14 protein-coding genes are annotated in these 13,524 nt (G+C 69.4%); 8 read left to right on the plus strand and 6 right to left on the minus strand.

Annotated features, from left to right (window positions below):
* Position 1 precedes the first annotated feature (1 nt).
* Both ubiU and ubiT read right to left on the minus strand, forming a co-directional pair.
* A complete protein-coding gene (gene ubiU / locus ACTVZP_RS09710; RefSeq protein ID WP_443211954.1) occupies positions 2–982 on the minus strand; it encodes a ubiquinone anaerobic biosynthesis protein UbiU in 981 nt (326 codons plus the stop codon).
* Positions 982–1,506: a ubiquinone anaerobic biosynthesis accessory factor UbiT gene (ubiT, locus tag ACTVZP_RS09715; RefSeq protein WP_443211955.1), complete on the minus strand. Its 525-nt coding sequence runs from the start codon at positions 1,504–1,506 to the stop codon at positions 982–984. Before ubiT ends, ubiU begins: the two co-directional genes overlap by 1 nt.
* A gap of 123 nt (positions 1,507–1,629) precedes the next feature.
* Here ubiT and ACTVZP_RS09720 point away from each other — a divergent pair, with 123 nt between their 5' ends.
* Positions 1,630–3,123 carry a UbiD family decarboxylase gene (locus ACTVZP_RS09720; protein WP_443211956.1) on the plus strand — a complete coding sequence of 498 codons (1,494 nt, stop codon included), beginning with the start codon at positions 1,630–1,632 and terminating at the stop codon, positions 3,121–3,123.
* Positions 3,120–3,674 carry a UbiX family flavin prenyltransferase gene (locus tag ACTVZP_RS09725; RefSeq protein ID WP_443211957.1) on the plus strand — a complete coding sequence of 185 codons (555 nt, stop codon included), beginning with the start codon at positions 3,120–3,122 and terminating at the stop codon, positions 3,672–3,674. The genes ACTVZP_RS09720 and ACTVZP_RS09725 overlap by 4 nt, the downstream gene beginning before the upstream one ends.
* Positions 3,675–3,692: 18 nt before the next feature.
* On the opposite strand, the gene lhgO is transcribed toward ACTVZP_RS09725, so the two are convergent.
* From lhgO to ACTVZP_RS09740, 3 genes are all read right to left on the minus strand, one after another.
* On the minus strand, positions 3,693–4,883 hold the full coding sequence (gene lhgO / locus ACTVZP_RS09730; RefSeq protein ID WP_443211958.1) for an L-2-hydroxyglutarate oxidase: 1,191 nt from the start codon (positions 4,881–4,883) through the stop codon (positions 3,693–3,695).
* A 71-nt stretch (positions 4,884–4,954) separates the two neighbouring features.
* A complete protein-coding gene (locus tag ACTVZP_RS09735) occupies positions 4,955–5,929 on the minus strand; it encodes an SLAC1 anion channel family protein (protein WP_443211959.1) in 975 nt (324 codons plus the stop codon).
* A 94-nt stretch (positions 5,930–6,023) separates the two neighbouring features.
* The gene (locus ACTVZP_RS09740; protein ID WP_443211960.1) at positions 6,024–7,541 is read right to left on the minus strand and encodes a bifunctional aminoglycoside phosphotransferase/ATP-binding protein; all 1,518 of its coding nucleotides are present in this window, start codon (positions 7,539–7,541) and stop codon (positions 6,024–6,026) included.
* Between the two features lie 162 nt (positions 7,542–7,703).
* Here ACTVZP_RS09740 and ACTVZP_RS09745 point away from each other — a divergent pair, with 162 nt between their 5' ends.
* The 5 genes from ACTVZP_RS09745 (at position 7,704) to ACTVZP_RS09765 (ending at position 11,751) form a co-directional block, all read left to right on the plus strand.
* Complete coding sequence (locus tag ACTVZP_RS09745; RefSeq protein WP_443211961.1) at positions 7,704–8,036, plus strand: phasin family protein; 333 nt, start codon at positions 7,704–7,706, stop codon at positions 8,034–8,036.
* 143 nt (positions 8,037–8,179) lie between these two features.
* A complete protein-coding gene (locus tag ACTVZP_RS09750; protein ID WP_443211962.1) occupies positions 8,180–8,905 on the plus strand; it encodes an endonuclease/exonuclease/phosphatase family protein in 726 nt (241 codons plus the stop codon).
* On the plus strand, positions 8,902–10,452 hold the full coding sequence (locus ACTVZP_RS09755; protein WP_443211963.1) for a phospholipase D-like domain-containing protein: 1,551 nt from the start codon (positions 8,902–8,904) through the stop codon (positions 10,450–10,452). Before ACTVZP_RS09750 ends, ACTVZP_RS09755 begins: the two co-directional genes overlap by 4 nt.
* 246 nt (positions 10,453–10,698) lie before the next feature.
* On the plus strand, positions 10,699–11,148 hold the full coding sequence (locus ACTVZP_RS09760) for a c-type cytochrome (protein ID WP_443211964.1): 450 nt from the start codon (positions 10,699–10,701) through the stop codon (positions 11,146–11,148).
* A 3-nt stretch (positions 11,149–11,151) separates the two neighbouring features.
* The gene (locus ACTVZP_RS09765) at positions 11,152–11,751 is read left to right on the plus strand and encodes a cytochrome b/b6 domain-containing protein (RefSeq protein WP_443211965.1); all 600 of its coding nucleotides are present in this window, start codon (positions 11,152–11,154) and stop codon (positions 11,749–11,751) included.
* A 105-nt stretch (positions 11,752–11,856) separates the two neighbouring features.
* On the opposite strand, the gene ACTVZP_RS09770 is transcribed toward ACTVZP_RS09765, so the two are convergent.
* Positions 11,857–12,501, minus strand: a complete 645-nt coding sequence (locus ACTVZP_RS09770; RefSeq protein ID WP_443211966.1) for a class II aldolase/adducin family protein — start codon at positions 12,499–12,501, stop codon at positions 11,857–11,859.
* A 265-nt stretch (positions 12,502–12,766) separates the two neighbouring features.
* Here ACTVZP_RS09770 and ric point away from each other — a divergent pair, with 265 nt between their 5' ends.
* A complete protein-coding gene (gene ric, locus ACTVZP_RS09775) occupies positions 12,767–13,435 on the plus strand; it encodes an iron-sulfur cluster repair di-iron protein (protein WP_443211967.1) in 669 nt (222 codons plus the stop codon).
* Positions 13,436–13,524: the final 89 nt, after the last annotated feature.

A 13,524-nucleotide genomic window follows, 5' to 3' on the forward strand; every position in this document is an offset into this window, starting at 1 on the left:
CTTACCTCCAGGTCTTGGCATAGGCGCCCGTGGTGGTCGCCTGCCCTTCGGAGAGGGCGGCCAGCGCCCCCTGCGGCATCGGCTGGCCAGCGGCCAGCGCATCGACAGCGGCGCGGAAGCTGCGCACGACCTGCGCCACATAGGAGCGCGAGCGCTGCCGCCCCTCGATCTTCAGCGCGGTGACGCCGGCCTTGGCGAGCTGGGGCAGGATGTCCTGCGCGTTGAGGCTGACCGCATCCTCGAAGATGTGGCCCACCTGATCGCCCGAGGTGAAGCAGCCCTTGCAGAGCGTCGGATAGGGCGCGGGCTCGTCCTTGCCCACCCGGTGGATGGTGAAGTCGCCGAGGCGCGCGGCGAGGCTGTCGCCCTCCTCGACATATTGCACCTCGGTCGCGGGCGAGCAGACGCCGTTCATGTTGGGCGACTTGCCGGTGGCATAGGACGAGAGCGAGCAACGCCCCTCGGCCATGACGCAGAGCCCGCCGAAGACGAAGACCTCGGTCTCGACGTCCGGGGTCTCCTTGTTGATCGCGGCGATCTCGGCCACGGTCAGCACGCGCGGCAGCACCACGCGCTTCACGCCGAACTCGCGGCCGTAGAAGTTGATGATGTCCGGGTTGGCAGCCGCGGCCTGCACCGAGAGGTGCCGGCGGAGGTTCGGATGGTTCTTCGCGGCCCAGCCCAGCAGACCCATGTCGGCCAGGATGACGGCATCCGCGCCCGCGGCCTCGGTCGCGGCGATGTTGCGATGCCAGAGCGTCTCGTCCCCCGCCCGCGGGAAGGTGTTGATCGCGACGAGAACCTTGGCGCCGTGCTTGTGGGCGAAGGCCACGCCCTCGGCCAGTTCCTTCGGCGAGAAGTTCAGGCCGGGGAAGTTCCGCGCATTGGTTTCATCGGCAAAGCCGCAGTAGACCGAATGGGCGCCGGCTTCGACGGCGGCACGCAGCGCGGCAGGGGTGCCGGCAGGGCAGACGAGTTCCATCAGTAGACTCCCGAGGCGCGGCGGAGGGCCACGCCGGTTTGACGTTCGAGGGCGGCCGCGATCGGGGCCAGGGCGCGCCCGAGCGGCGGCGCCACATGCTGGATCTCTTCCAGCAGGTCGAGCTCGGCATTGTCGATCGCATTTCTGAGCGCCAGCGCCGCAGCCGTGTCGCCGGCGATCACGAGATCGCGCGAGAAGAACAGCGCATCGCCATCCACCGCGCCGTGCACCAGCGCGAGCAGTGCCGAGAGCCTGCCCGCGATCCGGCAGTCGGCGCCAGAGGCATCCTTCGCGAGGCGGATCCGGGGCTGCCCGGCGGGCAGGGTGAGGATCATGACCATCGGCAGGTCGGTCGGATCGAGCGCGAAGCTCGCGTTCACATGCGTCCCGAGGCGGCTGACGATCTCGGGGTGGCGCGCGGCGATGCGGCGGGCGAGCAGCGTCAGCGCGACGGAGGCCGGCGGCTTTGGCAAAAGCCCCGCAAGCCGCGAAAGCGGCGGGGCGAGCGTGGGCAGACTGGTCATGGCACACCTGTTCCGATCGGATCGGGCCCGCTCTAACATCCATGCCGCAGGACCATATTGATGTAGGTCAAGCCATTGGCCCGGCTCGGCTGCTAGGCCCCGAGGCCAGACACGTGAGGTTTCATGCGCAGCCTGCCCATCTTCCCGGATCTCCGGGCCTTTCTCGACTGGTGCAACAAGGAGGGCGATCTCGCCCGGGTCGCCGAGCCGGTCTCGCTGCGGCATGAAACCACAGCCGTCGCCTCGAAGGTGCTGCGCAGCGGGGGGCCGGTGCTCCGTTTCGAGAAGTTGCGCGACACGGCCGCGACCATGCCTCTGGTCGCGAACCTCTTCGGCACGCGCGAACGGGTGGCCGCGGGGCTCGGCCTGTCGCTTGCGCAGATTCCCGAACTGGGATCCTTCCTCGCCGCGCTGCGGGCCCCGGCCCCGGTGGCAGGAATGCGCGACGCGCTCTCGCGGTGGCCGCAGCTTCAGGCCGCCCTCAACACTCGCGCCAAGCTCGTGCGCTCGGCCGAGGTGCAGGAGGTGGTGCACGAAGGGCCCGCCGCCGATCTCGGCATGATCCCGGTGCCGACCTGCTGGCCGGGAGACGCGGGCCCTCTGGTCACGTGGCCGGTCGTGCTGACGCGGCCGCACGGGACATCCATCGACGAGACGCTGCATTACAACGCCGGCGTCTACCGTGCGCAGGTCATCGGACGCGACCGGCTGATCATGCGCTGGCTCGCCCATCGCGGCGGCGCGGGTCACTGGCGCAGCTGGATGCGGGCCGGCGAGCCGATGCCCGTGGCCCTCGCGCTCGGCTGCGATCCGGCGCTTCTGCTCTCGGCCGCGCTGCCCTTGCCGGAGCAGGTGTCCGAGCTGACCTTCTCGGGCGTGCTCAGGGGCGCGCGGACGCCGCTCGTGCCCGGGCGCACGGTGCCGCTGATGGTGCCCGCCACGGCGGAGATCGTGGTCGAGGGCTGGATCCATCCCGGCGACGTGGCGCCCGAGGGGCCTTTCGGCGACCACACCGGCTATTACAACTCGGTCGAGGATTTCCCGGTGCTGCGGGTCTCGGCCATCACCCACCGCAAGGATCCGCTTTACCTCACCACCCACACGGGCCGCCCGCCGGATGAGCCCTCGGTCATCGGCGAGGTCTTCAATGATCTCGCCATGCCTGTCTTCCGCCAGCAGATCCCCGAGGTGCGCGACCTCTATCTGCCCCCGGCCGCCTGCTCCTACCGCATCGCCATCGTCTCGATCGACAAGCGCTATCCGGGTCAGGCGCGGCGGGTGATGATGGCGCTCTGGGGAATGCTCGCGCAGTTCTCCTACACCAAGATGGTGATCGTGGTGGATGAGGACATCAACCCGCGCGACTGGGATGATGTGGCCTGGGCGATGGCCACACGGATGGACCCGTCGCGCGACGTGGTGCTGCTCGAGAAGACACCGATGGATTACCTCGACTTCGCCTCGCCCGAGCCGGGCCTTGCCGGCAAGATCGGCATCGACGCCACCAACAAGATCGGCCCCGAGACCCACCGGGAATGGGGCGAGGTCATGGCCCAGTCGCCCGAGGCCGAGGCATTCGCCGACCGGCTGATCGCGAAACTCAGGATCGGGGCATGAGGGTCGTCCTCGGCGTTTCGGGCGCATCGGGCGCGGCACTGGCCGCCGCCTGCGCGCGGCACCTGGAAGCCCTGGGTGCCGAGATCGACCTCGTGATCTCGAAGGCGGGCGAGCGCACGCTGGTCGAAGAGGTCGGCCCCGAGGCGGCCGACGCACTCCGCGCGCAGGCGACGCGGGTCCACGGGATCATGAATGTGGGCGCGGCCATCGCCTCGGGCTCTGCCCCGGTGGCGGGGATGATCGTGGCCCCCTGCTCGATGCGCTCGCTCGCGGCCATCGCCCACGGGCTCGACGACAACCTGCTGACCCGCGCGGCCTCGGTGCAGCTGAAAGAGCGGCGGCGGCTGGTTCTCATCGCCCGCGAAAGCCCGCTGACGCTGGCCCACCTGCGCAACATGACCGCCGTCACCGAGATGGGCGGCATCGTGGCCCCGCCGGTGCCGGCCTTCTACCTGCGGCCGGACAGCATCGACGCAGCCGTCGACCAGATCGCCGCGCGGGCGGTGGATCTGCTGGGCCTCGGGCGGCCGCAGGCGCGGGCCTGGGAATAGGTCCGCGCCTCCCGACGCTCAGGCGAGCAGCTCGTCCACGATATGCTCGGCGATGGGCAGGGCCGAGGTCGCGGCCGGCGACGGCGCGTTGCAGACATGGAGCGCGTGGCGCGTGCGCACGAAGACGAAGTCGTCGATCATGCGCCCGTCCGCCCCCACCGCCTGCGCCCGCACCCCCGCCCGATAGGGCGCGAGATCCTGCAGCCGGATCCGGTCGCAATACTTGTGGACCTTGCGCAGGTAGAGCTGGCGCACGAGCGAGGCCGACAGCTCCTCGACCGCAGCCCCCGCATTGCGGCGCATGAGCTTCCAGAAGCCGAGGTAGCTCAGGCTGTCGGCAAGATCCTTCACCGAGATGATGCCGTTCGTGTAGCCCTCGCGCGCCATGGCGAGCACGGCATTCGGCCCGACGGTGAAGCCGCCATTCATCTTGCGCGTGAGGTGGACGCCGAGGAACGGCCGCGAGGGATCGGGCACCGGATAGATCAGGTGCTGCACCAGATCATCGGGCTGGTTCCTGATCGCGAAATACTCGCCACGGAAGGGCACGATGCGGAAATCGAGGCTCGCTCCGAAGGCCCGCGCCAGACGGTCGGCATGAAGACCGCCGCAGAAGACGGCCTTGCCGGCCGATATCTCGCCCGCGGTCGTCTCGAGCCGCACGCCCGCCTCGCTCTCGGCGCCGCCGAGAACCTCGGTGTCGAGCCGGATCTCGCCGCCCCGGTCGCGGAAGAGCTCGGCCATGCGCTCGGCCACCCGGCCGTAATCGACGATGCCCGTCGTGGGCGACAGGAGCGCCCCCACCGCCTTGATGTTGGGCTCCAGCCGCCGCGCCTCCTCGCCCGCGAGCCGCTCGATGACGATACCGTTGGCCCGCGCCCGCGTCTCGAGCGTTCCCATCCGCTCGAGCTCGGCCGCGTCCGTGGCCACGATCAGCTTGCCACAGATCCGGTAGGGGATGCCGTGCTCGTCGCAGAACTCCCTGGTGGAGGAGACACCGCGGGCGCAGAAGCGGGCCTTGTGGCTGCCCGGCGCGTAATAGACCCCGGCATGGATCACGCCCGAGTTGCGGCCAGACTGGTGGCGGGCGACCGCGGGCTCCTTCTCGAGCACGGCGATCCGTGCGCCGGGATGCAGGGTCTGAAGCCTGAGGGCGGTGGCGAGGCCGACGATGCCGCCGCCCGTGATGACAAAATCGCTGCTGGTCAAAATGACTGTCTCCGAAATGGACCGCCCCCATTTCAGCGCAGGTCACCCCTTCTGCACAAGCCCGTCCTGCGTCATTCGGCGATGCAGATCTCGTTTCTCCAGATCCCAAGCGCGGTGCGCAGCACGAGCGCCAAAACGACGAGCACGAGAAGGCCGAGCAGACCCGTGCCGATCCAGCGATGCGCCTCGGATCCTGCGGCCGCCGCATGGGCGAAGCTCGCGATGGCGAGCGCCGCCAGAGGGAAGGACAGTGCCCACCAACTCATCGCGAAAGGCATGCGGAGGAACCTGCCGCCCTGCGTCACCACGATGGCCGCGAAGACATAGGCGACCGAGAGGAGCACATGGCCGAAGGCCCCGCCCTCGCCCGCGAGCCGAAGCCAGGCGACGTAGGACACCGCCGGGGGCGCAATGAGGATCATCAGGGTCGGCACCATCTTGCCCGGCAGCGGATCGTGAAACATCAGCCGGTTCATCACCAGCGTCAGCAGGACGATCCAGAAGAGAAGACCTCCGGAAAAGAAGAGCCAGGCGATCTCGACGTGGCCGAGCGGCACGCCGGCGATGGGCACGATGACATTTCCCACCGCCGGAATGAACCAGGCTGGGGTCAGCTGGCCCGGCTGGAACGGCCGATGCCCGATCCAGGCGCTGATGACCGACAGCGCGAGCACCCCCTGCAGCGTGGTCCCGCCGATCCAGACTCCGTGCGCCACCTCGGGCCATCGGCCGAGAAGCGCGATCGAGGCAAGAAGCAGCGAGATCGAGATCGCGGGAAAGAAGGCGATGCGGACCGGATGGTGCCACTCGGCCGAGACCGCCCCCGGATGAAGAAGAAGCTTCAGGGTGTAAAAGAACGCCACGAGCGCGATCACGCCGAAGGACAGACCCAAGAGGGCTGTCGATGCCTCCGACCCGCGCCCGTAGGCCGCTTCGGCTGCATGGACCGCGATGGTGAGGCCGAGCATGCCCATGCCGACAGCAAAGAACGTCACCGGGAAATGCGCGAGCCTCGCTCCCGCGGGATGTGCTTCGACCGAGTTCATGGAGCGCCCCCTAACGTATGCGACTTCGTGAATGCGATAGGGCTTCGGCAGCCCATGTGCAAGCCCGTCGGGCCGCGGGGGCCGCGCTTTGTCTTCAGGCTGGACCGAGAGCGCGGCGGACGGCCTCGACTACCTCATCCGCAGGCCCGGTCGCATCGAGCAGGATCCAGTCGCCTGCCCCGGGATGCCGGCCGAGCTGGGCACGCACCACCGCCTCGTCCGCGTCCGATGCGTCCCCCTGCCGGGACGTGACCCGCTCCACGAGCACTTCGGGCGAGGTCTCGAGCCAGATCCCCTCGAGGCGAAGGCCGCAGGCACGGGCGAGATCCTGCGCCGCCTCGCGGTCGGCGGGGTCGAGGAAGGTCGCGTCGAGGATCACCGGCCAGCCAGCCCTCAGCAGCGCCCCTGCGCGGTCGAGCATCCTGCGGTAGACGCGCCTCCGGGCCTCATCCGCATAGGCGGCGCCCGGCAGATGCCGGTCAGCCGCCACGCCCGCCAGCGCCTTCCGCTCGAGATCCGAGCGCAGGTGCACGGCACCGGGGGGAAGGCCAACACCCGGCGCAAGAGAGGCCGCGAGCAACGTCTTGCCGCTTCCCGAGACGCCCCCGACGGCGATCAGCCGCGGCGGTGGAGGCGACAGCGCACGGCAGGCCTCGTCGAGGAGATGCCGCGCCTCGGTGTCGGAGTGGCCAGGCGCTCCACGCGCCGTGTCCGTCTGGACCAGCACCATGGCACGGATCGCCGCGCGGACCGCGAGGAAGAGCGGCAGCGCCGCGAGCCCGCTGTCTTCGGTGCCTGCAGCGGCGAGCAACCAGGCACCGAGCGCAATCCCGGCGGCCCGCGTCAGCCCGCGGTGGTCCAGGTCCATCAGCAGGAAGGCAAGATCGTAGAGGATGTCGCAGGTCCCGAGCCTCTCGTCGAACTCCAGCGCATCGAAGGGCACCGGTTCTCCCTCGATCAGCACGAGGTTGCGCAGGTGCAGGTCGCCATGGCACCGGCGCACCCGGCCCTCGACAGAGCGCCGACCCAGAAGCGGCGCAAGCCGTGCGAGCGCCGCGCGGGCATCCGCGTCGAAGCGGGCGATGCGCTCGCGCCCGAGCGCCACCTCCATGCCCGCGAAGACGCGCGCGAGCTCGTCCAGGATCTCGGCGATCAGCCGGTCGCCGTCGGCCTCGCGTCGCGGTGCTGCGCGGTGATAGTTCGCGACGGCGCGGCCGAGACGCGCCGCGAGGCGATCGTCGAGCGCTCCCCGCTCGGCCACGGCCGACAGCTCGTCCTCGGCCGGAAAGCGCCACATGCGCAGCACCCATTCGACAGGTTCACCCTTGCCTCCGAGCGCGAGCCCCTCCGCCTCGCGCGCGACCGCCACGACGTCGCGATAGATGCCAGGCGCCGGCGGCCGGTTGAGCTCCAGCTCGCGCAGGAGCATCCGGTGGCGACGCTCCAGCGTGGAGAGGTCCATGTAGTCGTAGCGCACGGCGCGCTTGATCTTGAAGGCTTCGCGACCGGCGAGAAACACGAGGGCGCCGTGCGTCTCGACCACCTCGACCGGCTGGCCCTGGTGGGTCGCCGGGTCGGACAGGAAGCGCACGGCCTCGGTCTGATCCTGCATGGGCATCTCCCTCGGCGCCAGCGTGACCCGCCGGACCACGAAGTCAAGGCGTCGCACCGCCGCCTTGACTGCCGTCAATGATGCGCGGCGCGCCCCGTGGGAGAATGCCGGATGCGACTGGTCCCCATGCGGGCCGGTCCTGCTCAGGAAAGGAGTCTTGCGATGACTTTCTCGAAGACACCACCCGCCATAGACGCCACTCCCGCCACTGAAGGCCGCCGCACGGCGAGCATCGCCTTCGAGGGTGGCACGGCCAACACCTACGAGTTCTGGCTCCGCCTCACGAACGAGCTGAACCATTTCGCAGCGGACAGGATCTGCGACACGGTCAAGACGCAGCAGCAGATGATGCACTGCCACAGCATCGCCGAACTGGCTCACCTTCGTGCGCAGTGGATGCAGCGCGCGATGGACCAGTATGCGGAAGAAGCCGGCCGGATCAGCGAGATCTGCCGCGACGCCATCGACCGGGCGGTCCGGGTTCGCGCGACCTGAACCACGGGCCGCGACGGGTCCGGCACGGTTACTGCGAAGCGGCAGCCAATGGCCTCGCCGTAAGCGCGCATTTGCGCCGAAGGGTTTGTCATCGGGCGATCGGACCCCATCTTCTGCGGGAGCACGAACCCTCCGAGAGTCCCATGCCCGCAGCCGAGATTACCGTCGCCTCCTACAACATCCACAAGGGGATCGGGACCGATCGACGGCGCGACCTGAAGCGGACCGCGGCCGTGATCGCCGAACTCGATGCCGACATCGTGGCGCTGCAGGAGGCCGACCGGCGCTTCGGAGACCGCGCGGGACTGCTGGACCTCGATCACCTGCGCGAGGAGACGGGCCTGGTGCCCGTGAAGGTCGAGGGGCGCGGCCGGGCTCATGGCTGGCATGGCAATCTGCTTCTGGTCAGGGATGCGAAGGTCGAGGAGGTGCAGAAGGTCGTGCTGCCCAGCTTCGAGCCGCGCGGCGCCCTGATGATCGACCTGATCATCCGGGAGCGCCCGCTGCGGGTGGTCGCGGCGCATCTGGGTCTGCTGCCCGGCTCGCGCGCCGCCCAGACGCGGCACCTGCTCGAGCGGATCGAGGCGGGGAGGCCGCGGCCGACCCTGCTGATGGGCGATCTGAACGAGTGGCGGGGCGGGGCGGGCGCCGCGATGGGCCACCTCGCGCGCCACTTCACGGGCGGCGCGATGGTGCGCAGCTTCCCCTCGCGCTTCCCGATCCTCGCCCTCGACAGGATGATGACCTGCCGGCAGGGCCAGCTGCATGACCTGGCGACCCATGACACGCCTCTCGCCCGGCGCGCGTCGGACCACCTGCCGATCAAGGCGCGCCTGCACCTGCCCCCGCGGATCGCGGCCGCATCATGATCGACGGCTGGCTGGGCGCACTCGTCTGGGTGATGCTCGCGGCAGCCGCGGTCGCGGGCCTCTCGGCGCTGACCTGGCGCTCGTGGCGGAGGTTCGCGCAACAGGCGCGCGGGCCGATCACCATGGCCCTGCCGAAGACCGGCCCCGAGACGCCGCTTGACCGACTCTTCACACCGCTCGAGGCAGCCGAGCCGGGCCGCACGGGCCTGCTCGCCCTTCTCGAGAACCCGGACGCCTATGCCGCCCGCGCGCTGTCGGCGCGCATGGCGGGACGGTCGCTCGACCTCATGTATTACATCTGGCGCACGGATCTCACGGGCTGGCTGCTGATCGAGGACCTTCTGGCGGCGGCCGACCGCGGCGTGCGGGTGCGGCTTCTGCTCGACGACGTGAACGTGCAGGGCTTCGACCGGGCCTTCCTCGCCCTCAACCAGCATCCGAACGTCGAGGTCCGGCTCTTCAATCCCACCCGCAACCGCGGCCACGTCGCCCGCCGGACGCTCGAGATGCTGCTCGGCCTCTCGCGCTTCAACAGGCGGATGCACAACAAGGCCTGGATCGCGGACGGCCGCCTTGCGATCGTGGGCGGGCGCAACATCGGCGACACCTACTACGATGCCGAGGAGAGCGGACTCGCCATGTCGCGCGACGCGGACGTGATGCTGGCGGGTCCCTTGGTGGCCGAGGTCGAGGGCCTCTTCGACAGCTACTGGAACCTCGGCCTCGCCCTGCCGATCCTGACGCTCTGGCCGGAGTTCAAGGTGAACATCCGCAGCTTCCAGCGCCGGATGATGCGCCACAACCGTGCGCCGGCGGCGGTTTCGTTCCTGCGCCGCACCATGGCGGGCCGCAACGGGCCGGACCTCCTGACCCGGCGGCTGCGCTGGACAGAGAAGGTGACGCTTCTCGCCGATCCGCCCGACAAGGCGCTCGGCCAGCGCACCGGCCCCTGGATGGGCGAGGCGATCACCGCGCTGCTGCGCGCGGCTGAGCGCGAGGTGCGGATCGTCACCCCCTACTTCGTTCCGGGCAACGGCGGCTGCGACCTGCTGGAGGGCATCGCCCGGCGCGGGGTGCGGCTGTCGATCATGACGAATGCCCTGTCGGTGACCGACATGGTGCTGGTGCACGGCGCCTACCGCCACTACCGCCTGCCGCTGCTGAAGGCCGGCGCGGACCTCTACGAGTTCGGCCCCCTGCCCCGCCTCAGCGGCCGGCGCGATCTGCTCCACACCAAGGTCTTCCTGATCGACGGCCGTCAGGCGGTGGTGGGATCGCTCAACTTCGACCTGCGGTCCGCCTTCATGAACACCGAGCTGGGCGTGCTCTTCGAGGAGCCAGACCTCTTCGCCGAACTGGCCGAGATGTTCGACCGGCAGAGCGCGCCCGACCAGGCGCACCGCCTCTCGCTCGAGGGAGGACGGCTGCGGTGGTCGGTGATCCAGGCCGGACAGCCCGCCCTTGCGCGCTTCGAGCCGGACTCTCCGGCGGTGCTGCGGGCGGTCTCGTGGATCGTGGGGCACCTGCCGATCCAGAGTTACCTTTGACGCGTGCAAGCCCGGTTGCGCGCCCGCCGCTGCGGACGGGCCGTCACGCCCCGAGCGGTTTCATCCGCCACATATTCATGCGCCAGCATTTAACGCAAAATACTGTTTAAGAAGTATTTTTTCCGCATCCTTTGGCTTCTGCGTCAAGCTGCCGCAGTTGAAATGCGGTCCGGCAGCGACGGATTTCCAACGTGTCGACGTGTGACGATCGCCTGCCCGTTGCGGGCCTTTAGCAAGGAAAAACCTATGAGACGAGTTCTTCTGTCCGCCCTCGTGGCCGCCCTCCCCGCCGTTGCGATGGCCGCCGACGCCGAGCATGTTGTCGAGGCCCGCAAGGGGTTCTTCTCGCTCCTGGCGATCGAGTTCGGCCCGCTGGCCGCGATGGCGAAGGGCGAGATGCCCTATGACGCCGATGCCGCCAAGGCCCATGCGGCCGACCTCGTCGCGCTGACGAAATACAACCCCTCCGACCTCTATGCGCCCGGCACCTCGGCGGACGACGTGAAGGGCACCGCGGCCAAGGCCGAGATCTGGAAGGACATGGATGCCTACCAGTCGAAGGGCATGGCCTTCTTCGAGGCTGTCGCCGCGCTCGAGCCGGCGGCCGGAGCCGGCCAGAAGGAACTTGCCGCTGCCGTCGGCAAGGTCGGGGGCACCTGCAAGTCCTGCCACGACGACTACCGCATGAAGAAGTAAGCCATGAGCAGCCCGGACATCCCCGCACCCGCCCTAGAGACGGTCCGCATCTGGGATCCGCTGCTGCGGATCTTCCACTGGGCGCTGGCCGCGGCCGTCGTGCTCGCCTGGGGGCTTGGCAAGTTCGGCCCGGACATCATGACGCTGCACTTCTTCGCCGGATATGCGGTGCTCGGGCTGCTTGCCTTCCGCCTGCTCTGGGCGCTGGTGGGCCCCCGCCCCGCCCGCTTCACGAGCTTCGTCTACCGCCCGACCGAAATTGCCGCCTATGTCGCCGAGGCGTGGCGGCCGAAGCCGTCCTACTGGCGGGGCCACAACCCGCTCGGCGGGCTCTTCATCGTGGCCTTTCTCGTGGTGCTCGTGCTTCAGGTGCTGACCGGTCTGGTGGCCGATCCGGATGACTTCGTGAACGTGGGTCCGCTGGCCTCATCAGTGCCTTCCTGGGTTGCCGGCAAGGCACCTGGCTGGCACGAGTTCCTCGGGGACCTGACGCTCGGCCTCGTGGCCCTGCATCTCTCGGCCATCGCCTTCTACAGGATCTGGAAGCACGAGGACCTGATCCGGCCGATGCTGACCGGCCTCAAGACCGTCCGGCGCGGCTGAGCGCGCTGGAACCGGCGACAGGGCGCCTCTCATCGGCGCCCTGTTCCCGCCTGGCGGTCCGTGCCCGTGCGGCGCCCCGCGCCCCTCCGGGTGACTGCCGTCGCGTCAGACCTGAAGTCCGTAGCCTGCGAACCTCTCGACGACGGCCGCGATCTGGGCATCGGACAGCAGGCGCACCTCTCCCAGCTGCAGGCATCCGAGATACTGCTTCGCCAGGGTCTCCACCTCGACCGCGGTCCACATGGTCCGCGGAAGCGAAGGACCGATGGCGATCATGCCGTGATGCTCGAGAAGGCAGGCAAGCCGACCCTCGAGAGCCGCCACCGCGTTGCGGGACAGGTCTTCCGACCCGTAGATCGCATAGGGTGCGACGCGGATCGTCGGCCCGCCGGCCGCGGCGATCATGTAGTGCACCGCCGGGATCTCGCGGTTCATGATCGCCAGCGTCGTGCAGGCCAGCGGATGGGCATGGACCACGGCATGGGCATCGGGCCGCGAGGCCAGGATGTCGCGGTGGAAGCGCCATTCGCTCGAGGGCCGGTGGCGACCGGTGGCGGTGCCGTCCATGGCCAGGAAGACGATGTCCTCGGGGGCAAGCTTCTCATAGGCGATGGCGGTCGGCGTGATGAGCAGCCCGTCGCCATGCCGAACCGAGATGTTGCCGGACGTGCCCTGGTTCAGCCCCGAGCGGTTCATCTCGAGGCAGGCCGCGATGATCGCCTCGCGCTTCATCCGTTCTTCCGCGTCCATCCCATCCTCCTGTGTCGGCCCCCGGCATAGGCGAGCCGTCCGCCCGGGTCAAAGGTGCCGGCGTCGCACGGGCATGGGAGGCGCGCCAATCTCTGCCGCTTCGGCGCCGCGATGATCTCGGCGGGACGGCCATCCGTCGACGCAGGCGGGACGAAGGCCTGCCGCTGCGAGGAACCACCTCCACCCGCATCTTCCGTGCGCTGGCGCAACGTTCGGCCGCGCGGCCTGCCCTAGTCACCGGGCAGGAACACCGGAAGGAGACGCCATGTCCGACATTTCCCTCACCCTCGACAGCGAAGTGGGCGAGATCGCCGCCCGCCTGCCCGGCGCGGCCGGCCTCTTCCGCCGCCATGGCATCAGCTTCTGCTGCGGCGGCGGGCTGAGCCTCGCCGAGGCCGCCGGACACCGGAACCTCGCGCCCGAGGACCTGCTGGCCGAGCTTCGGGCCCTCGCCACGGCCGCGGCCACCGAGGCCCCGACCGAGACCGGGGCCCTCATCGCCCACATCCTTGATCGCTACCACGAGACCCACCGGCGCGAGCTGTCCGACCTCATCCCGCTGGCCGAAAAGGTCGAGGCGGTGCACGGCGATCACGACGAGGCGCCGCACGGGCTGATGCTGCTGCTCGACGACATCCGCGACGGGATGGAGGATCACATGCAGAAGGAAGAACAGATCCTCTTCCCGATGATGCGCATGGGCGCACCCATGGTCGCCCAGCCGATCGCCGTCATGCGAGCCGAGCACGACAGCCATGCCGAGCAGCTCCGCAGGCTCGAGCACATCACCCGCGGCTTCACCCCGCCCGAAGGCGCCTGCCGGTCGTGGCATGCCCTCTACGCCGGGGTGCGCAAGTTCGCCGAGGATCTGGTGGCCCACATGCATCTGGAGAACGAGGTGCTCTTCCCGCGCTTCGAGCAGCCCGCCGCCTGACCTTCGGCCGGTGGGATAACCCGGGACAGGGGATGGATCGACCTTCGTCCGGGCGACGACAGGACCCCTTGGGCAGGGGACGGTTGACC

The organism is Rhodobacter sp. NSM, from assembly GCF_052244495.1.
Lineage (GTDB): Bacteria > Pseudomonadota > Alphaproteobacteria > Rhodobacterales > Rhodobacteraceae > Cereibacter_A.